Source organism: Neotabrizicola paludis (assembly GCF_044142105.1).
Classification (GTDB): Bacteria; Pseudomonadota; Alphaproteobacteria; order Rhodobacterales; family Rhodobacteraceae; genus Pseudogemmobacter.
In genome coordinates, this window is sequence record NZ_JBGTYM010000003.1 from 308,587 (window position 1) to 327,733 (window position 19,147).

The 19,147-nt window shown below is 66.0% G+C and carries 17 protein-coding genes; 12 read left to right on the plus strand and 5 right to left on the minus strand.

Annotation, left to right across the window (positions count from 1 at the left end; translation table 11 throughout):
• Nucleotides 1–11 precede the first annotated feature (11 nt).
• The 10 genes from metC (at nucleotide 12) to ACED67_RS09985 (ending at nucleotide 11,155) form a co-directional block, all read left to right on the plus strand.
• Nucleotides 12–1,193, plus strand: coding sequence for a cystathionine beta-lyase (gene metC / locus ACED67_RS09940; RefSeq protein WP_395541443.1), 1,182 nt, complete (start codon nucleotides 12–14; stop codon nucleotides 1,191–1,193).
• 102 nt (nucleotides 1,194–1,295) lie between these two features.
• Nucleotides 1,296–2,282, plus strand: a complete 987-nt coding sequence (locus ACED67_RS09945; protein WP_395541444.1) for a TAXI family TRAP transporter solute-binding subunit — start codon at nucleotides 1,296–1,298, stop codon at nucleotides 2,280–2,282.
• A gap of 68 nt (nucleotides 2,283–2,350) precedes the next feature.
• On the plus strand, nucleotides 2,351–4,237 hold the full coding sequence (locus tag ACED67_RS09950; protein ID WP_395541445.1) for a TRAP transporter permease: 1,887 nt from the start codon (nucleotides 2,351–2,353) through the stop codon (nucleotides 4,235–4,237).
• Between the two features lie 25 nt (nucleotides 4,238–4,262).
• Entirely contained in the window at nucleotides 4,263–4,979 is a 717-nt protein-coding gene (locus ACED67_RS09955; RefSeq protein ID WP_395541446.1) for an aspartate/glutamate racemase family protein, read from the plus strand.
• 4 nt (nucleotides 4,980–4,983) lie between these two features.
• Nucleotides 4,984–6,087 (plus strand): NAD(P)/FAD-dependent oxidoreductase, encoded by a 1,104-nt coding sequence (locus ACED67_RS09960; RefSeq protein WP_395541447.1) that lies wholly within the window; start codon nucleotides 4,984–4,986, stop codon nucleotides 6,085–6,087.
• Entirely contained in the window at nucleotides 6,071–6,355 is a 285-nt protein-coding gene (locus ACED67_RS09965) for a (2Fe-2S)-binding protein (RefSeq protein WP_395541448.1), read from the plus strand. Before ACED67_RS09960 ends, ACED67_RS09965 begins: the two co-directional genes overlap by 17 nt.
• Entirely contained in the window at nucleotides 6,352–7,749 is a 1,398-nt protein-coding gene (locus ACED67_RS09970; RefSeq protein WP_395541449.1) for an FAD/NAD(P)-dependent oxidoreductase, read from the plus strand. The genes ACED67_RS09965 and ACED67_RS09970 overlap by 4 nt, the downstream gene beginning before the upstream one ends.
• Nucleotides 7,749–8,444: a GntR family transcriptional regulator gene (locus ACED67_RS09975; protein ID WP_395541450.1), complete on the plus strand. Its 696-nt coding sequence runs from the start codon at nucleotides 7,749–7,751 to the stop codon at nucleotides 8,442–8,444. Before ACED67_RS09970 ends, ACED67_RS09975 begins: the two co-directional genes overlap by 1 nt.
• A gap of 15 nt (nucleotides 8,445–8,459) precedes the next feature.
• A complete protein-coding gene (locus ACED67_RS09980) occupies nucleotides 8,460–10,787 on the plus strand; it encodes a molybdopterin-dependent oxidoreductase (RefSeq protein WP_395541451.1) in 2,328 nt (775 codons plus the stop codon).
• A 26-nt stretch (nucleotides 10,788–10,813) separates the two neighbouring features.
• Nucleotides 10,814–11,155, plus strand: a complete 342-nt coding sequence (locus ACED67_RS09985; protein WP_395541452.1) for a RidA family protein — start codon at nucleotides 10,814–10,816, stop codon at nucleotides 11,153–11,155.
• A gap of 603 nt (nucleotides 11,156–11,758) precedes the next feature.
• Here the strand turns inward: ACED67_RS09985 and ACED67_RS09990 are convergent.
• Entirely contained in the window at nucleotides 11,759–12,439 is a 681-nt protein-coding gene (locus ACED67_RS09990) for a hypothetical protein (RefSeq protein WP_395541453.1), read from the minus strand.
• Between the two features lie 184 nt (nucleotides 12,440–12,623).
• Here ACED67_RS09990 and ACED67_RS09995 point away from each other — a divergent pair, with 184 nt between their 5' ends.
• Nucleotides 12,624–13,265 (plus strand): hypothetical protein, encoded by a 642-nt coding sequence (locus ACED67_RS09995; RefSeq protein ID WP_395541454.1) that lies wholly within the window; start codon nucleotides 12,624–12,626, stop codon nucleotides 13,263–13,265.
• Nucleotides 13,266–13,269: 4 nt separating this feature from the next.
• Nucleotides 13,270–15,669 (plus strand): hypothetical protein, encoded by a 2,400-nt coding sequence (locus ACED67_RS10000; RefSeq protein ID WP_395541455.1) that lies wholly within the window; start codon nucleotides 13,270–13,272, stop codon nucleotides 15,667–15,669.
• Between the two features lie 176 nt (nucleotides 15,670–15,845).
• Here the strand turns inward: ACED67_RS10000 and ACED67_RS10005 are convergent, their stop codons facing one another.
• From ACED67_RS10005 to ACED67_RS10020, 4 genes are all read right to left on the minus strand, one after another.
• Complete coding sequence (locus ACED67_RS10005; protein WP_395541456.1) at nucleotides 15,846–16,334, minus strand: GlcG/HbpS family heme-binding protein; 489 nt, start codon at nucleotides 16,332–16,334, stop codon at nucleotides 15,846–15,848.
• Nucleotides 16,335–16,422: 88 nt separating this feature from the next.
• Entirely contained in the window at nucleotides 16,423–17,031 is a 609-nt protein-coding gene (locus ACED67_RS10010; protein WP_395541457.1) for a response regulator transcription factor, read from the minus strand.
• Nucleotides 17,028–18,542 carry a sensor histidine kinase gene (locus tag ACED67_RS10015; RefSeq protein WP_395541458.1) on the minus strand — a complete coding sequence of 505 codons (1,515 nt, stop codon included), beginning with the start codon at nucleotides 18,540–18,542 and terminating at the stop codon, nucleotides 17,028–17,030. Before ACED67_RS10015 ends, ACED67_RS10010 begins: the two co-directional genes overlap by 4 nt.
• 169 nt (nucleotides 18,543–18,711) lie before the next feature.
• Nucleotides 18,712–19,137, minus strand: a complete 426-nt coding sequence (locus ACED67_RS10020; RefSeq protein ID WP_395541459.1) for a MerR family transcriptional regulator — start codon at nucleotides 19,135–19,137, stop codon at nucleotides 18,712–18,714.
• Between the last annotated feature and the right edge of the window lie 10 nt (nucleotides 19,138–19,147).

Below are 19,147 nucleotides of genomic sequence, written 5' to 3' on the forward strand. Positions count from 1 at the left end.
TCGGAGTGCCGATGTCCGAAGTTCCAGCCCAGACCGCCCGCGACACCACTCTGCTGCATGCCGGCCGCGCCGAAGGCAAGGGACCGGTCAATACGCCGGTTCATCGCGCCTCGACCATCCTGTTCGACAGTGTGGCCGAGCTTGAGACGGCCAAGGCCGCCCGTTTCGCCAAGGGCACATTGTTCTACGGCCGCTTCGGCACGCCAGACACCTTCGCCTTCGAGGATGCCGTCTCGGTGCTGGAAGCCGGTGTCGCGACTGTGGCCGTGCCCTCGGGCCTTGCTGCCTGCGTACTGCCGCTGGTGGCCTTCCTCAAGCCCGGCGATCATGTCCTGGTGGCGGACACGATCTATGAACCGACCCGCACCAGCCTGAACGCCTTCATCGCCCGCAACGGCGTGGCGGTGGAATATGTCGATCCGCGCGCCGATCTGGCGCCGCTCTTGCGGCCGGAAACGCGGATGATCTATCTTGAGAGCCCCGGCTCGCTGACCTTCGAATTGCAGGATCTTCCTGCCGTCGCGGCGCTGGCGAAGGGCAGGGGGATTGTCACCGTCTGCGACAATACCTGGGCCACCGGCTATTTCTGCCAGCCGCTCGCGCTGGGGATCGACATCGTCGTGCAGGCGGCGACCAAATATATCGTCGGCCATTCCGATGCGATGCTGGGCACCGTGACCGTGGCCGATGCCGCGCTGCACAAGCCGCTGCGCGAGGCCGCGAACTGGCTGGGCCATGCGGTCGCGCCGGATGCTATCTATCTTGGCGCGCGCGGTCTGCGCAGTTTGGGCGCGCGGCTGAAACAGCACCACGCCACCGGGCTTGAACTGGCCCGCTGGCTGGAAACCCAACCCGGCATCGCCCGCGTCCTGCATCCCGGCCTGGCCTCGCATCCCGATCACGCCATCTTCCGCCGCGATTTCCGCGGGGCTTCGGGCCTGTTCTCGGTGCTGCTTGACACGACCGACCGCGCCATTGCCAGCCGCTTTGCAGACAGCCTGGCGCTGTTCGGCCTGGGCTTCTCCTGGGGCGGCTTTGAAAGCCTGGTGCTGCCGGGCGACCCGGCGCATGCGCGCACAGCGACCGTCTGGACCGAAAAGCGACAGCTGGTCCGGCTGCATGCCGGGCTTGAGGACCCGGCCGATCTGCGCGCCGATCTGGCGCAGGCGCTGGTCCGCTGCTTCCCGACCTGATCGTCGCCCGTCCCCGCAAAGCCAGGGGCGCGCGATCCGACGACTTCAAGACCCGCAACGACCGCACCCGCCAGACGGGGCACCAACAGGAAAGGCAGACGAATGAACTTCTTCTCCAGAACAGGCCTCAGCCTTGCGCTCGGCCTTGGCCTGGCGGCGGGCGCCGCCAATGCCCAGACCACCAACCTCGAATGGGCCTCGGGCTCGCCGGGCGGCAGCTGGTTCACCATCGTGACCGGCCTGTCCAACATCATCATGGAAAAGAACCCCGATATCGCGATCCGCGTCGTACCGGGCGGCGGGCGGGACAACCCGACCATGATCGACGGCGGCATCAGCCAGATGGGCATGGGGATCGATTTTCTCGCCGCCGCCGCCGCCAAGGGCGAAGAGCCCTATACCAAACCGCATGTCGGCCTGACCTCGATGGGCGGCACCTGGGCCCCGGCCGAGTTCCACATCATCGTCGATGCCTCGGAAACCCGGACGCTTGGCGAGATTCTGGCGGACCCGGCGGTCAAGGTCGGCACCTCGCCCAAGGCGACCTCGGAAGAGCTGACCCTGCAGCGGGCGCTCGCCTTCTATGAAAACAGCGCCAACAAGGTCTCGGCTGGCGGCGGTGCGGTGATCAACGGTACCTATACCCAGCTTGTTTCGGCCTTCGATGACGGCCAGATCGACGTGATCTTTGGCGCCGGTTCGGTGCCGACCGGCATCGCGCTCGAGGTTGAAAACGGCCGTCGCGCGGCGAAGCTGATCGCCATGGACGCGCCGCTGATGGATTACCTGTCCGCGACCTATGGCTATGGCAAGGGCGTCATTCCCGCCGGCAGCTACGAGAAGCTGCAAGAGGCGGGCGCGGGCGACATCCCGGTGACGACGCTCGAGGCACTGATCCTCGTGCATGAAAGCGTGCCGGAAGACGTGGTCTACCGCATGACCAAATCCCTGATCGAGAACCGCGACCGCTTCCCGAACATCTACAAGGTTCTGGCGAAATACGACCCCGCCATCGCCTGGCAAAACCAGCCCGTGCCGCTGCATCCGGGCGCTGAGAAGGCCTATAAAGAACTCGGCTTCATGAAGTAACCGGAGGGGTGGAGGGTCGCGCCGCGCGGCCCTCCACCAGCTCGTGACAGGGACAGGGAACGGACGACATGAGAAAACTCAGCGGACCGGTAAGCTACGGCGTTTCGATCTGGCTGGCCGGGATGGCCATGCTGCATTTCTGGTTCACCATCGGGGGCTATCCACCGCCGCTGGAGCTGGCCTCGCTGCACCTCATGCTGGCGGTGCCACCGATCTTCCTGCTCTATCCCGCAACGCCGAAATCGCCGATCGACCACCCTACACTGCTTGACTGGGGTCTTGCACTGCTTGCGATCCTGCCAAGCCTGTACATCTGGCTCGATCCCGATCGCGTCTACAACCGCAGCGCCTATATCGACCCGCTCAGCATGACCGAGATGGTCCTTGGCGTGGCGATGACGGTCCTCGTTCTGGAAGCCGTGCGCCGTGCGCTGTCGGTGGTGCTGTCGATCCTGGTCTGCGTGGTCATCCTTTACATGGTCGTCTGCAACCTGCTGCCGGGCATCTGGTATTACCGCGACCTGCCGACGATGCAGATCGTCGACATCCTTTATCTGATGAACGGTTCGGGCCTTTACGGCCAGCTTACCGGCATCTCGGCCACGATCGTCGCCACTTTCCTGATCTTCGGCGCCTTCCTTCAGGCCAGCGGCATGGGCAACCTGTTCATGAATGTCGGCACCTTCGTCGCCGGGCGCTATTCCGGCGGCCCTGCCAAGGTCGTTGTGGTGGAATCCGGCCTCTTCGGCATGACCAGCGGCTCCTCGGTCGCCAATGTCGTCGTCACCGGCGCCGTCACCATCCCCGAGATGAAGCGCATGGGCTTTCCCCCCGCTATGGCCGGCGGGATCGAGGCTGCGGCCTCGGTCGGCGGGCTGATCATGCCGCCCATCATGGGCGCTGCCGCCTTCGTCATGGCAGAGATGATCTCGGTGCCCTATGTCGACATCGTTGCCGCCGCCGCCATCGGGGCCGTCCTTTATTATCTGGGCGTGTTCGTCTCGGTGCATTTCATGGCGCGCAAGCTGGGCATCAAGGCGCTGCCCAAGGAAGAGATCGCCACCTTCCGCGACGTGCTGCGCGACATCCACTTCGCGATCCCGCTGATCGTGCTTCTGGTGCTCATGAGCCAGCGCTATTCACCCTATTACTCTGCCTTCTGGGCGACGGTCGCGGTTTTCGCCACCTCTTGGCTGCGCGCCCATACCCGCATGGGCTGGCGCAAGGTACTTGCTGCCTTCGTCGATGCCGGCGCCACGATCAGCGTCATCGCCGTGGCCGTGGCGGCGGCGGGGATCATCACCGCAGGCCTGACCAATACCGGCCTTCTGCTGGCCTTCACTGGCATCATCAAGATGCTGGCAGGGGACTCGCTTCTTCTTCTTGTGGTGCTGGTGGCCCTGTCCTGCCTTTTTCTCGGCATGGGCGTGCCCACGACGCCCGCCTATATCATCACCGCCGCCATTGGCGCGCCGCTGATCGCCGAGCATGGCACAGCCTCTCTGATGGCGATCCACCTCTTCGTTCTTTACTTCGCCGTCATGGCCGATGCGACGCCCCCTGTCGCTGCCGCCTCCTATGCCGCTGCCGCCATCGCCAAGGCCAATCCGCTGGCGACTGGTGCCTGGGCCTTCCGGATGGCGGCTGGCGGTTTCATCACTGGCATTGCCTTCATCTTCGAACCGGCGCTGACGCTGGACGGCACGCTGTATGAGATCGTCACCGCGACCCTGGCCGTCTCGGCGGGGATCATCCTCATCTGCATTGCCTATGTCGGCTACACCACGCGCCCGCTGCCGCTGTGGCTGCGCGTCCTCCTGTTCTTCACGGGGGTCGCCTGCGCGCTGTGGCATGAGGCGCCCGAGATCCTGCGCGGGCTGGCGGGCTATGCGGTCTTCGCGGGGCTTGTCTTCCTGCCAAAATCCGTGCCCGAACCCGCCTCCGCGCCCCAATGACCCCCGTGCCGCAAAGGACCCTGCCATGATGAATCAGAAGAAAACCTATTACGGCGTCTCGATCGGCATCCTGATGGTGAACACCACCTTCCAGCGCTACATCGGCGATATCGGCAATGCGATGACCTGGAATTTTCCGGTCCAGTACAAGATCGTCCACGACGCCGTGCCGTCGAAGATGACCGACCTGCACAATGCAAGCCTTCTTGATCCGTTCAAGCGCGCCGCGGATGAGCTGATCGCGGCAGGCGTCGATGGCATCACCACGACCTGCGGCTTCCTTTCGATCTACCAGCGCGAGCTGGCCGACCATTGCGCGGTTCCGGTTGCGACCTCGAGCCTGCTTCAGGTGCCGATGGTCGAACGCATGCTGCCGACGGGCAAGCGCGTGGGCATCATGACCTACAATGGCGATGTGCTGAACGGCCCCTACCTCGATGCGGTGGGCATCGCGCAGGACACGCCGGTGGCAGGCATCCCGCAGGACTCGAATTTCGTGCGCTGGATCAAGGAAGGCGATACCTCTGTCACCTATGAGACCTTGAAGTCCGAAGTGGTCGAGACTGCCCGCCGCTTCGTCGCGGCCCATCCGCAGATCGGGGCTATCGTTCTGGAATGCACGAATCTTGCGCCCTTCTCGCATTGGATCGCCGAGGCGACGGGCCTTGCCGTTTATGACACGGTGACCATGGTCAACACCTTCCAGGCCAGCTTGCGCCCGCGCGCCTATCCGATGTTCTAAAGGCATGGCGGCGGTGGATCATATCGTGGTGGGAGGCGGCATTGTCGGTGCCGCCATCGCCTATGGGCTGGCGCGCGCGGGCGAGGCCGTCACGCTCTTGGACGAGGGCGACGTGGCACTACGGGCCGCGCGCGGCAATTTTGGCAATGTCTGGGTGCAGGGCAAGGGCGCGACCGCGCCTGATTACGCCGACCTGACCCGCCAGGCCGCTGCCGACTGGGATGATTTCTCCGCCGCGCTACAGGATGAAACCGGGATCGAGCTGCATTTCCGCCGCCCCGGCGCCGCCTATATCTGCTTCTCACCCGAGGAATTGGGCAAACGCGCCGCCACTCTGGCCGCCTCGAACCTCAAGGCGCGTCTCTACAGCCCCTTTGAGGTTTTGGACCGCGCCACCCTGGCCGAACGACTGCCCGCCATCGGCCCCGATGTGGCGGGCGCCACCTATTGCCCCGATGACGGCACGGCGAACCCGCTTTACCTTCTGCGCGCTCTGATCAAGGCCATGAGCGCGCGCGGCGGGCGATACCTGCCGCACCATACAGTCACCGGCCTGTCCCGCGATGGCGCGGGCTTCGCCGTCGAGACGCCGCAGGGCCGCTTGTCCTGCGGACGGATCGTGTTGGCGGCAGGGTTGGGCAATGCCGCGCTTGCACCGTATCTCGGCCTGTCCGCCCCGGTGCGCCCGGTGCGCGGCCAGATCCTTGTCACCGAGAAATTGCGCCCCTTCCTTCCTATGGGCACGAATTTCATCCGCCAGACAATCGAGGGCGGCTGCATCTTCGGCGAAAGCTCGGAAGAGGTTGGCACCGATGACGGCACCACTTTGCCCGTCCTGCGCGAAACGGCCCGCAAGGCCGTCACCGCTTTTCCCATGCTGCGCGATGCCCGTGTCGTCCGCGCCTGGGGCGCCCTGCGCATCATGACGCCCGATGGCGTTCCGGTGTATCAGGGCCGCGACGGCGCGTTCGTGGTCTGCGTCCATTCCGGCGTAACCCTCGCGCCCTGGCACGCAGGGGGGATCGTCGAGCATCTGCGGCGTGGCGCCTTCGACCCCCAGATCTTCCAGTCCTTCCAGCCGGAGCGGTTCGATGTTCAGGCCGCTTGATCCCACGCCGCAGCCCATGGTGTCCGTCACGCTGGACGGTCAGCCTTCGCTTCTGCCCGCAGGCGCGAACCTTGCCGCCGCCCTGCTGGCCGCGGGCTTCACGCCCTTCCGCCGCACGCCCGTCAGCGGGGCGCCGCGCCAGCCCTTCTGCATGATGGGCGTGTGTTTCGACTGCCTTGCCCAGATCGACGGCCAACCCAACCGCCAGACCTGTCTGGAAACCGTGCGCGAGGGGATGGTCATCGCCCGGCAGGAGGGCGCGGCATGATGGCGGAGGCAACCATAGACCTTGCCATCATCGGAGCAGGCCCGGCGGGCCTGTCCGCCGCGACCGAGGCGCGGGCTCTGGGCCTTTCTGTCGCGCTTTTCGACGAACAGCCTGCGCCGGGCGGCCAGATCTACCGCAACGTGACCCAGCCGCGCGGCACCCTGCAGGCCCGTGTTCTGGGCAGGGATTATGCTGCCGGTCGTCCGCTGGCCGAAGCGTTCCTCGTCTCGGGTGCCGCCTATCACCCGGCCAGCACGGTCTGGCGCATCGGCGCCGACGGCCTGTCCTTCACCACGCCCGAAGGCGGCGGTGATCTGGCCGCGCGCCATGTTCTTGTCGCCACCGGCGCGATGGAGCGGCCCTTCGCCGTGCCGGGCTGGACCCTGCCCGGCGTGATGACGGCAGGTGCGGCGCAGATCCTTTTGAAGACCACCGGCTCGCTGGCCGAAGGGGCGGTGTTTGCCGGCTGCGGACCGCTCCTTTATCTCGTCGCCTGCCAGTATCTTCAGGCGGGCGCACGCATCGCCGCCATCCTTGACACCACGCCGAAGGGCGCCTTCGCCGCGGCGCTGCCGCATCTGCCGCGGGCCTTGCGGCAGCCAGGACTTCTGTGGAAGGGCGCCGGGCTTCTGGCAAAGCTGCGCCGCAGCGGCGTGCCGATCCACCGGAATGTCGCCGCCCTGCGGTTCGAGGGCGACACCGCGCTGGCCCGCGTATGCTGGACCTCTGCGGGGCGCGACCAGTCGCTCGACAGTCACCAGGTCTTCCTGCATCACGGGGTGATCCCCAATCCCAACATGACCATGGCTGCCCGCGCCGCCCACCGCTGGGATGCCGCGCAGGCGGCCTTTGTCGTCGCGTGTGACGCCTATGGACGCACCAGCCAGGACTGGCTTTGGGTCGCGGGCGATGGCGGGGGCATCGCGGGCGCCCGTGCCGCCGCCCTGTCGGGCCGCATTGCCGCCCGTGCCATCGCACGCGATCTGGGGCGGATGGCGGCGGATCCCGCCGCCCTTCTGCCCCACCTTGCCCGCGAAACCGCCGCGCGTCCCTTCCTTGACCGGCTGTACCGTCCGTCGCCCCACTTCCTTGCCCCGCGCGATGACGCCACCCTCCTGTGCCGCTGCGAAGAGGTCACCCGTGGCGCGCTGGCCCGCGCCGTGGCCGAGGGCTGCCCCGGCCCCAACCAGTTCAAGGCTTTCACCCGCGCCGGCATGGGCCCCTGTCAGGGCCGCATGTGCGGCACGACCATCGCCCAGGTCTTTGCTGATCTGACCGGGCAAGAGCCCCAGAACGCAGGATATTATCGTATCCGCATGCCCGTGAAACCCGTTACCGTCGGCGAGATTGCGGGCCTGCCCCGCCCCGCCCAGGACCGCGCGAGAGGACAGTGATGACCCTGAATGTTGCCGACCAGATTCGCGCCTCCAGTCCAGCGATCGAGCTTGATGGCGACGATCCTCTGCCGAACCAGATCGCCAGCCATATCCGCCACCAGATCATCCATGACATCCTGAAACCGGGCGAGCCGATCCGCGAACGCATCATCGCCGAACAGCTCAACGTGTCACGCACGCCGATGCGAGATGCGCTCAAGATCCTTTCGGTGGAACGTCTGGTCGAGCTGATTCCCAATCGCGGCGCGATCGTGGTCAAGAACAGCACCGATGACATCGCCGACATGCTGTCGATCTACACTGAGCTTGAGGCGCTAGGCGGTGTCGCCGCCTGCCGCATGGCCAACGAGGGCGACATCCTGCGCGCCGAGCGCCATCTTGACGCGATGGATGCCGCCGTGGCCGAGGGCGACCGCTTCCGCTATTTCCGCGCCAACCAAGCCTTTCACATGGCGATCATCGCCGCTTCGCGCAACAAGACCCTGATCGAGATTCATGCCAACCTATCGCTGCGGCTTTATCGCGTCCGCTACCTTGCCATCATGGCGCAGGAAATCTGGCAGGGACGCGCTGGGGAACATCGTCTTCTGATCGACACGCTGCGCGCCCGCGACACGGCCCGGATGGCCGAGCTGCAGAAGGCGCATTTCCTGGTGGCCTGGCGTCTGATCGACGATTGGGCGCGCCTGTAAGGAAGGACCGATCTCATGCTTCCCCGTCCCGAACGCCCCACGGTCGCAGCCCATTGGGGCACCTATACCGCCGGCATGGCGCAGGGCCGTGTCACGGCCCTGCATCCCATCGCGGCCGATCCAGACCCTTCGCCCCTGTCCGAAGGCATGATAGCCGCTCTTGACGCCCCCGCGCGCATCCAGCGCCCCGCCATCCGTGCCTCGTTCCTGCGCGCGCGCGAGGCGGGCCGTGTCGCGACCGAGGGTGCGGGCCGCGGCCATGAACCCTTTGTCGAACTGCCCTGGGACGAGGCGCTGGACCTGGCGGCTGCGGAAATCGCTCGCATTCGTCGCGACCATGGCAATGGCGCGATCTATGGCGGCTCTTACGGCTGGGCCTCGGCCGGGCGTTTCCACCATGCGCAAAGCCAGATTCATCGCTTTCTCAATGCCGCGGGCGGCTATGTCCGCTCGATCCAGAATTACAGCTATGCGGCCGCCGACACGTTGGTGCCGCATGTGCTGGGCGACAAGCGCGGCCTTGTCTCCGACCACACGACCTGGCCGGTCATCGCCGCAAATACCGAAACGCTGGTGATGTTCGGCGGCGTGCCGTGGAAGAATGCGCAAGTCTCCTCGGGTGGCATCGCGCGGCATATCCTGACCGAGAACCTGGCGGCCCTGCGCGCACGCGGGGCGCGTCTCGTCTCGGTCTCGCCCATCCGCGACGACACGGCGGGCGAGGATGTCGAATGGTTGCCGCTGCGCCCTGGCACCGATACCGCGCTGATCCTTGGCTTGTGCTACGCGTTGGTGCAGGAGGGGCGGGCCGATCAGGCTTTCCTTGACAGCCATACCCGAGGCTTCCCGGTCTTTGCTGCCTATCTGACCGGGAATTCCGATGGCGTGGCCAAGACGCCCGACTGGGCCTCCGCGATCACCGGCATTCCCGCCGAGCGTATCCGCGATCTCGCCCAAGGCATGGCACGCAGCCGCAGCTTCGTGATGATGGCTTGGTCGCTGCAACGCGCCGATCATGGCGAACAGCCCTATTGGGCGGCCATAACGCTTGCGGCGATGCTGGGCCAGATCGGCCTGCCGGGCGGCGGTTTCGGCTTCGGCTATGCCTCGGTCAACGGGATCGGTAATCCGACTCCGGCCTTCGGCTTTCCCTCGCTGCCGCAGCTGGACAATCCTGTCAGCGACTATATTCCCGTCGCCCGGATCGCCGATGCCCTGCTGCATCCGGGAGAGGTCTATCAGTTCAACGGCATGGATCGCGTCTATCCCGACCTGCGGCTGGTCTATTGGGCGGGTGGCAACCCCTTCCACCACCATCAGGACCTCAACCGCCTGCGCCGTGCCTGGCAGCGGCCCGAAGCGGTGATCGTGCATGACAGCTGGTGGAACCCGCTGGCGCGGCACGCCGACATCATCCTACCCGTCACGACCGTGCTTGAACGCGACGACATCGCCGCCTCGGGCCGCGACCGCTTTGTTGCTGCCTCGCATCGCGTCGCCGACCCGGCGGGCGAGGCGCGCGACGATTATGACATTTTCGCCGGCATCGCCGCGCGGCTTGGCGCGGGCGAGGTGTTCACCGAAGGCCGCAGTGCCGAGGATTGGCTGCGCCAGATGTATGGCCAGGCCCGCCAGCGCGCCGCCGCCTCGGATCTGCCCCTGCCCGATTTCGACACCTTCTGGCAGCAGGGCCTCGTCCTGCTGGATCCTCCGGCGCTCAAGGACCAGCCCGATCTTCTGGGCGCGTTCCGGGCCGACCCCACGGCTTCGCCCTTGCCCACGCCCTCGGGCAGGATCGAGATCCATTCCACCCGCGTCGCAAGCTTTGGCTATGACGATTGTCCCGGCCACCCGACCTGGCTGCCGCCAAAGGAATGGCTGGGTGATACCGGCGCCTATCCGCTGCATCTGATCTCGAACCAACCCCGCACCCGCCTGCACAGCCAGTATGACCTGTCCGGCCCCTCGCTTGCCGCCAAGCATCTGGGGCGCGAGGTGATGCGGATGCATCCCGCCGATGCGGCCGCACGCGGCATTGGCGACGGCGAGGTCGTCCGTGTCTTCAATAATCGGGGCGCCTGCCTTGCCGCCGTCGCGTTGAGCGATGACCTGATGCAGGGCGTGGTTCAACTGCCGACCGGCGCCTGGTTCGACCCCGAAGAAGGCGATGCCCCCCAGCCGCTTGAACGCCATGGCAACCCGAATGTCCTGACCGGCGACCGTGGCACCTCGCGGCTGGCGCAGGGACCTTCGGCGCAATCCTGCCTCGTGCAGGTCGAACGCTTTGACGGCCCGCTTCCCCCAGTGCGCGCCTTCGACCCGCCCACCTTTGTTCCCCGTTAAGATTGCAAGACGAAGAAGGACCTCTGATGCAGCATATCGACAATAACGGCCGCCGCTCGCGCGCCATCGTGGCCAATGGCACGATCTTCATGGGCGGGCAGGTGGCCGATGACTTCACCGCCGACGCGGCGGAGCAGACCCGACAGGCGCTGGCGCGGATCGACGCGATCCTGACCCAGGCGGGAAGCGACCGCTCCAAGCTGGTCTCGGCCCAGATCTGGCTGAAGTCGATGGAGGATTATGCCGCAATGAATTCCGTCTGGGATTCCTGGATCGACCGTGACCGCGCGCCCACGCGCTCCTGTGGCGTGGTCGAAATGGCTGATCCCCGCATTCTGGTCGAGATCATCCCGACCGCGATCCTCTGACCGGCCCGGCCGCAAACTTCAACGCCCGTCAGAGAAGGCCTTTAATCTCTTTCTGTGGGGCCGCCAGTGCGGCGCATTGGGCGAACGGGCAGAGTCCGGGTGTCAACTGACCCTTGCGGCGCCTGTTCGCCCTCTCGATTCCCTCAAGCCTTGCCGAGGCCGATGCCATGCAAAAGAAGCGGAGCCTGATCCCGCACCGTTAATTTGGAATCCGAGGCGCGGATATCATCAGGGCTTTGCCGCCAAAAGCGGCTGACCGATCAGAGGCCGGAGACGTTTGCGCAAGCCGGATCGCCACGCCCGACAATGTTGCGACTGCGCGGCGGAGCATACATATTTGGCATGAGAGCCTTCAGCGCAGCTATCAAGCTTCGCCTTGACGAACAGATGCTTGAGCGTCGTGTGCTCGAGCGCCTTCAGCCGGCTGGAATTGGACGGCGGCACGCCCCGAAATTCGCCAGAAAGTGGAGCCGCTGATCCTTTGCCTGCACCAGGCCTCCGCAGCCTTTGGCCCAGCCTCCTGCTCGCGCAGGATCGCGATGATCTGCTTTTCCGCAAACGTCTACCTTTTCATGCCCGGTGCTGCGATAAGCCCGGCCCTGCCTACAGCGCGCCTAGCGAGGCGATGAATCCAACGGCACTGCGGTCAAGTTCAGGAAAGCTGATATGGCATGTGCCGGCATCGCCGGACCATTCCAGCCGCGCATGGCCATTGCGGTCCAGCCGCCCCTTCGCCACCCGCCCGGTCGGCAGGACGACCTCGTACCGCTCATTCGGCACGGCGCAATCGGCCTCGTCCAGCAGCTCGATCTCGACCCAATGACGTTCCACCACCGGATCACGCGCCGGCGTCGGGTCGATCGGCGCCTGGGGCTGCGCAAGAAAGCTTTGCATCAGCACCGCGGCCCGTTCCACCGCTGCCTCGAAATCGTAGACCGGCCGATGCTCACCCCGCGGCCAGGGCAAGACGGCGATCCGCAGCCAGCCCGCCGCCAGTTGATCGCAAAGCCAGTCGATGACGGCATGATCCCCGGTTTCCACCCCCGGTCCCGCGCCGTCGCCATGCATCAGGCCGCGCACCGGTTCGATCTGGCCTGGCCGGAACAGCAGGCTGCGTAGCCGCGCTTCGGTCACGCCTGACCAGCCATGTTCCGTCAACTCCTCCCTTCGGCGCAGCGCCTCGCGCAGATGCCAGGGCCGATAGATCAGCCAGTACTCGAAACCGTTCTCAAAGCGCAGAAGCGGCGCCGGGCCGTCGCCAAGCAGATTCGCTTTGTCAACCATATCCTTCCCTCCGCGGCTCCCGCCTTGCGCCCCGCGCTTGTCAACCGGACAGCCGCAGCGGGCCAGGGTCGGGAAAGGTCGAACTCGCGCGAAAGTCACCCCTACTTTCCTTTGACACAATCCCTGCGGGTGCGGTTCAGTTCAAAGAAAAAATGACGGAACGATACGGGAAGGGGGAGGCTGAATGCCGAAGAAACACCGGGTAGAGGCGGGCGACTGCATCGCCAGCGTCGCCTTCGAGAACGGCTTTCTGCCCGACAGGATCTGGGACCACCCTGAAAATGCCGCCCTGCGCGATAAGCGGGTCACCGGCAATGTTCTAGCCGCCGGCGATGTGCTGCATCTTCCCGATCTCGATCCCGACGAGGTGGAAAAGCCCTGCGACCAGCGCCACCGTTTCCGCCGCCGGGGCGTGCCCGAACGGTTGCAGATCAGGCTTCTCGACCTGCTTGATCAGCCACGCGCCGACCTTTCCTACCACATCACCGTGGATGGCGCAGCCCGATCGGGTGTCACCGATGGCGATGGCTGGATCCGCCAGGCCATTCCCGCCAACGCACAGAAGGCCGAGCTGAAACTTGAAACCGGCGAGGTCTATCAGATCGACCTTGGCCACCTGCCCCCGCATGACTGCATCGCAGGGGTGCAGCAGCGGCTGAAGAATCTTGGCTTCGCCTGCGACGAAGACCGGCGCGGCGAGGTGGGCGATGCCACGCGACGGGCAATTGCGGGCTTCCTGGACGATGCCGCCGCCGCCAGCCGCGACTGGGACTCGGCGGCGATCTGCGAGATCGGGCAGAAGCTGCGCGCCGCGCATGGGAGCTGAGTGAATGCGCTGCGATGTGATGAATTGCGACGCGCTGGCGGCCAGATTTCAATGCACGACCTGCGGCGCGCTGGCCGATCTTTGCTTCACACATCGGCAGGGTTTCGTCTGTCGCTGCCGTCAGATCAGCTGGGGTCCGCCGGTCGGCCCCGATCCCCAGGCCGGGACGAGCTTTGCTGGTCAGGGGTTCGCTGGGCCGGGCTGGCAGAATCCCGAACCGCCGCAACCGCCCCCGCAACCCTCGGCCCTGCAATCGCCGGACCTGCCGCAGGGCTTCGTGCCACAGCACGTCACCGTCGCGCGCCATGATCAGAATACGCTCGCCCCACCGCCGAACCGGCTGTCGGTGCTCAGCTTCAATCTACAGAACTTCACCGGCGACCATCGCATGGGTCGAACCAACGGCCCGATCGGATCGCCTGCCAATGAGCTGCGGGCCGAGATCGTCGCGCGCCTGATGCAGGTCTGGGGCATCGATCTGCTGCTGGTGATGGAGACCGGATCGGATGTCAGCGCGGCGATGGAATCGATTCGGCGCCATGCTGGAAATGCCTATACCTCGCTGGTCAGCCCGCATACCCATGACACGCCGGCCGTCACCCGGCATATGGTCGAGGTGCCCCATCCCTGGGTGCGCGATGTGCTGCGCCTGAGGCTTCTGTCCGAACAGTTCCGCCTGGATTGCAGCGATCCGCGCCACTGGACCGAGGCGACGGTCTTCGCGATGCTTGAGCAGCTGAACAATTGCCCCGGCGCGGCGGCGCTGCTGGACGAGCCAGGCGCCCGCTTTGCCGAAATCCGCGCCCTGCGCATCGCGATCAGCGGCCAGATCCTGTCCGCTGACGCGATCCCCGGGCTGGATTGCGATATCCCCTCGCGCCCCGAGCAGGTCTTGCCCTGGATCCAGGCGATGGACCTTTTGCGCGACGAGGCGCGTCTGGTCCGGTTCGGCGTCCGGCCTCCATCGCACTTTGACCCCGACACGCAGTTGCGCCGGCTGATGTGCTGGATCGACATGCTTGAGGTGAAGGGGCTCTACCGTTTTCTGGCCGAGAACCCCAGTGGAGCGGGCACCATCGTGCGGCACATCTGGCATCGCCGCAGCAAGGACATGCTGGCCGTCTGCGCTGTGCTTCTGGTCGCCTATCGCCGGATCACGCTTGAGCGACGCTGGGAAGAGCCGCTGGACCAGCATGAGGACGCCGATCTGTATTACGAGGCGCTGCGGCATTTCGGCTGTGTCGACTTCCACTTCGAAACCTATGGCGCGCTGTTCCGCGGCACCAATCACCAGCGTCAGGAGATGCTGCAAGTCGTCGGCAACTGGTCGATCATCCGCTTCGACGACGAGGGGAATGTCCTTGACACCCAGCGCCCCGGCAGCCCGTTCAACTGGCGATCGGCCTGGCGCGCCGCGGTGCGGCTTCCAGGCACGCGCTGGGTCGAGGTGCTGCTCTTTCATACCCGCTTCACCCCCTCGCGCGAGGCGCTTGAGAATGAAGCGGAGGGCACCAATGTCGCCCGGACGCTGCGGATGCGCAGCGACAGCATCCTGACCGTGGCGCAGGCTGTCACCGACGGCTGGGGCATCCCGATCGTGATGTGCGGCGATTTCAACCTGCCGATCAACGAAGGCCATCCCGTGTTGACACATTTCGATGGCCAGATGCAGGACCTGGGCTTTGCGCGGGTGCCGGGTGGTCAGCCGCTGTCGACCCTGTGCTCGCCCGGAACGATCGCGCGTCAGGGACAAGATTTCTACAGCGCCGCCTATGATGGGGCCTATCTTCAGGGCATTCCCGACGGTCATTTCGCATCGGCGATCATGACGATCGAAGATATTGGCACGGCCCTGGGCAACGCTCTGATCGAGCGGCTGAAGCCCTATGTCCTGGCCTATTACCGCCGCAAGATGGGCGGGCTTCTGGAGCGGCTGCGCAATCGCCGGGCCCGGCTGCTTGAAAACCTGCCGCGCAACCGGAACGTCCATGAGGCCTTCATGACGATCCTGGCCGATCTGCGCGCTGTCGGCGGAATTCGGGCTGATCTGTTCTGCCTCCGCGAGGCGGATTTCCGAAATCTGGAGGACCGGCTGAGCGCGCGCCTGCGTGCCTTCGAAGCGCGGCCGCTGGCGGCCAATGCCACGGCCGACGACCTGGCCGCCGATCCGGTCGCGGTTCTCATGACACAGCTGCGCGAACTTGAGACCCACGTCCGTTGGAACGATCTGGACGGAACGCGCCAGCGGCACATCCGCGATTTCCTGGCCGAACTTGCAGACTCTCAGATCATCTTCGACAATATCGACACCCGGCCGGCGGTCCGCTGGGCGCTTGGCTATTCGCTGGTTGTCAGCGATCACTTGCCCTTGCGCCTGCGTTTCGACCTGGACCGCCCGCTCTAGCACCGCCGCTTCTGCGACGCCCTGCTTTCAGTGGCAGCAGCGTCCGTGCGCACGCCATATCGGCGCCAGCTTCCGCAAACGCGTTCGCAGCGGGCGCTGCGCAAGCCACCATTTTGCCGAACCTTCCAACCTTCGGAAAAGCGCGGCCCCCGCGGGGGCCGCACGACATATGCCGATTACTCGACCGCTGCGCCGATGGCGGTGAGGCCGGCCGTGGCGCAAGCCGCGTCGATATCGCCCGAGGGTGCGCCGCCGACTCCGATGCCGCCGAGCAGCGCCTCGCCGATGCGGATCGGCAGGCCGCCCGCCTGAATGACCATGCGCGAATCCATATCGCGCAGGCCGGCATTCTCGGGGGACGAGGCGATGAACCCGGCCAGCCCGGCCGTATCGCGGCCCATGGCGGCCGAGGTGAAAGCCTTGCCCGTCGCGCTGGCGCCAGTATGTGGCCCAGAGGCATCCGCCTTCAGCAGCACCTTGGTCGCGCCATCGCGCGCCACGATGGCGACGCTGACATTATGGCCTTCGGCGGCACAGGCCTTCAGCGCGGCATCGGCGGCCTGCACCGCCAGATCCACCGGCAGATAGGGCGCGGTCGGCAGGTCTTGCGCGGCGGCGGCGAGGGGTGCCACGAAGGCGGCGGCAAGGATGGTGGTGCGGATCATGGAAATCTCCTGTCATTGGCGATGACCGGAAGTTAATCCCGCTCCGCCCGAACGGGTATGCGTAGCCCTTGCATCGGCCTCCGTAGAACTACCGAGCTGCGCGGCTCTCCAGCCAGAGCCGGGTCATCTCGGCCTGGGAACTGGTGCCCAGCTTGGCCCCGATGGCGGCGCGGTGGCTTTCCACCGTGCGCGGCGACAGGCCCAGCCCCGCGGCGATCTGCCGTGTGGTGAAGCCCGCTGTGATGCGTTCCAGAACCTCGGCCTCGCGCGGGGTCAGGGTGGAAAGCAGCGCCAGTGTCTCGGCCAGCTCGGCCCGGCGCTCCAGCTTGCGGTCGAGGAGCGCCTGCGCTTTCTGGATCGCCTCGATCAGGTCCTGCTCGTCGACCGGCTTCGACAGGAAGTCGATGGCGCCGTTTCGGAAGGCGCGGCGGCAGGCCTCGATATCGCCATGGCCGGACATGATGATGGTCGGCCAGTCGATGGCCAGATCGGCGAGCCGTTCCTGCAATTTCAGGCCAGAGATCACCGGCATGCGAATGTCGATCAGCAGACAACCTGGCGCCAGATGCGGCAGGCGGCCTAGAAAGCTCTGCGGATCGGCAAAGCCGGTCACCGGAATGTCCACGGTCGAAAGAAGCAGGGTCAGCGCCTGACGCACCGCTGCATCGTCATCGACCAGATAGACGGTATGGGTCATGGCGTATCACCGGCCAGCGGCAGGGTGATGCGGAAACTAGCGCCGTCGGGGCTGTCTTCCAGCGCAATCTCTCCTCCGGCGCGTTCGACCAGCCGTTGGCTGAGCGCGAGGCCAAGGCCGGTGCCGTCCGCGCGGGTGGTGGTAAAGGGGGTGAAGAGCCGCGCCCGCATGTCGGGCGCGATGCCGGGGCCGTTGTCGCGGATCGTCAGCACGGCCTGGCCCGCCTCGGTCCGCAGGGTCACGCGGACCTGCCCTGCGGGCCTGTCGCTCAGCGCTTCCAGCGCGTTGCGCACCAGGTTGAACGCCACCTGTTCCATCTCGACCGGGTCGGCACGCAGCAGGACCGGATCTGGTGGCAGGTCGAAGGCCAGCGCCACGCTTTGCGCCCGGGCCTGTGCGCCCAGCAGCGCGGCGACATTGCGCAGCGCGGCGCGCAAGTCGAAGGCCAGCACCGTCGCCGTCTGCGGGCGCGACCAGTTGCGGAACCTTTCCAATATGGCCGAGGCGCGGCGGGCCTGGGCCACGGTATCCTCAAGCACCGAGGCCAGCCGATTGCTATCGCCGCGCGCCAGCAGCCGTCGCCCGGCCTGCGCCTGCGCCAGAATGGCGGTCAAGGGTTGCGTCAGTTCATGCGTCAAGCCGCTGGCCATCTCGCCCATGGCATTGACGCGCGCGGCGTGGGCCAGCCGTGAGTCCAGCGCGCTGAGCCGCGCCTGTTCCATCGCCTGTCCTGCCCGTCGCCGCTGGCGCAGGAAGGCCAGTGCACCAACGGCGGCCAAGGTGGCGGCCAACAGGACCAACGCCGTGCGGAGCGGCGGGAAAAGGTCGCGGAGCGCGATGCTGCGTGCCGTGTCCAGCCGCAAGGGTTGCGAGGCGCTGCCCAGGATCTTGGTCTGCCATGCCTCTTCAACCGCGCCGCGCCGGAACAGCGGCGTTCCATCCGGCAGCGACAGGGCCAGGCCGAGTCCGGGCCGAGTCCAGAAGGGGCCGGCCTCGTCCAGCAGGCGGGCGGCGTCGATCGACAGGATGAGCCCGTGGCGCGCTGTACTGGAATTGGGGCTGCGCTTGACCATGATGTAATGCCCGGTCCGTGCCGGATCGGGCAAAAGCGCGATCTCTCCGTCCGAGGCCAGGGCCGCCGCCCGGATCTGGGTCACCAGCGCGGGATCCAGGGCCGTTCCCACTGCCGCGCCATCCCCCTGCAGCGGCACCAGCGTGATGGCGCTGATGCGTGGATAGAAACGGGTGATCGAGGCCGCCACTTCCAGAAATAGCCTTTGGTCGGGATCGTCACTCGCCACCGCGATCGCGGACAGCGCCGTCAGATGCGCATCATGCTGATCGGCCCGTTGCGAGGCCAGACGATGCAGCACAGCGGTTTCCTGCGCCAGCTCGGCAGTCAGTGCCCGGTGCTGCAGGATCCCCATGGCCGTCAGCAGAACAAGCAGCAATCCGGCCCAAAGAAGAGCCAACCTTGCCGGGTTTTCCAGAAAGGGCACAGATCGCGTCATGGCGCCAATCTTGCAGGTCGGACAGGGAAGGGAAATGGCCTGTTCAGCCCGCGGGCCTGCGCAAAAGTCGCCGTGACGGAGGTTCGAAAGCCGGACCAGAGCGTTGGATCGCTGCGCAGGTCGATCGGTTCTCTCGATCTGCTTTCCGAGAACAGCTCCGTCAGACCATTCAATCCTCTCTGCCGTGATCCTGGGCGCAAAGCGCATGGTCGCCAAGCGTCTCGATGACGCGGCAGTCGCGAATGGTGCCACAGGCGCATTGGTCGATCATGCGGTGGAGTTCGGCCTCGAGCGCTTTGAGGCGGGCGATGCGAGCCTGCACGGCTTTGAGCTGAGCCTTGGCGATATCGTCCACTGCTGCGCAGGGCTGCTCGGGTCGATCGGACAGGCTGAGGAGGTCGCGAATCGCATCGAGCGGGAAGCCCAATTCGCGGGCGTGGCGGATGAAGGCGAGGCGATCGCGCGTGCCGCGATCATAAAGGCGCTGGTTGCCTGAGCTGCGCCCGGCCTCGGGCAAAAGGCCGATCTGTTCATAATAGCGGATGGTCGGAACCTTCACGCCTGTCGCTTGTCCCAACTTCCCGATGGTCAGCATGCGAATGTCC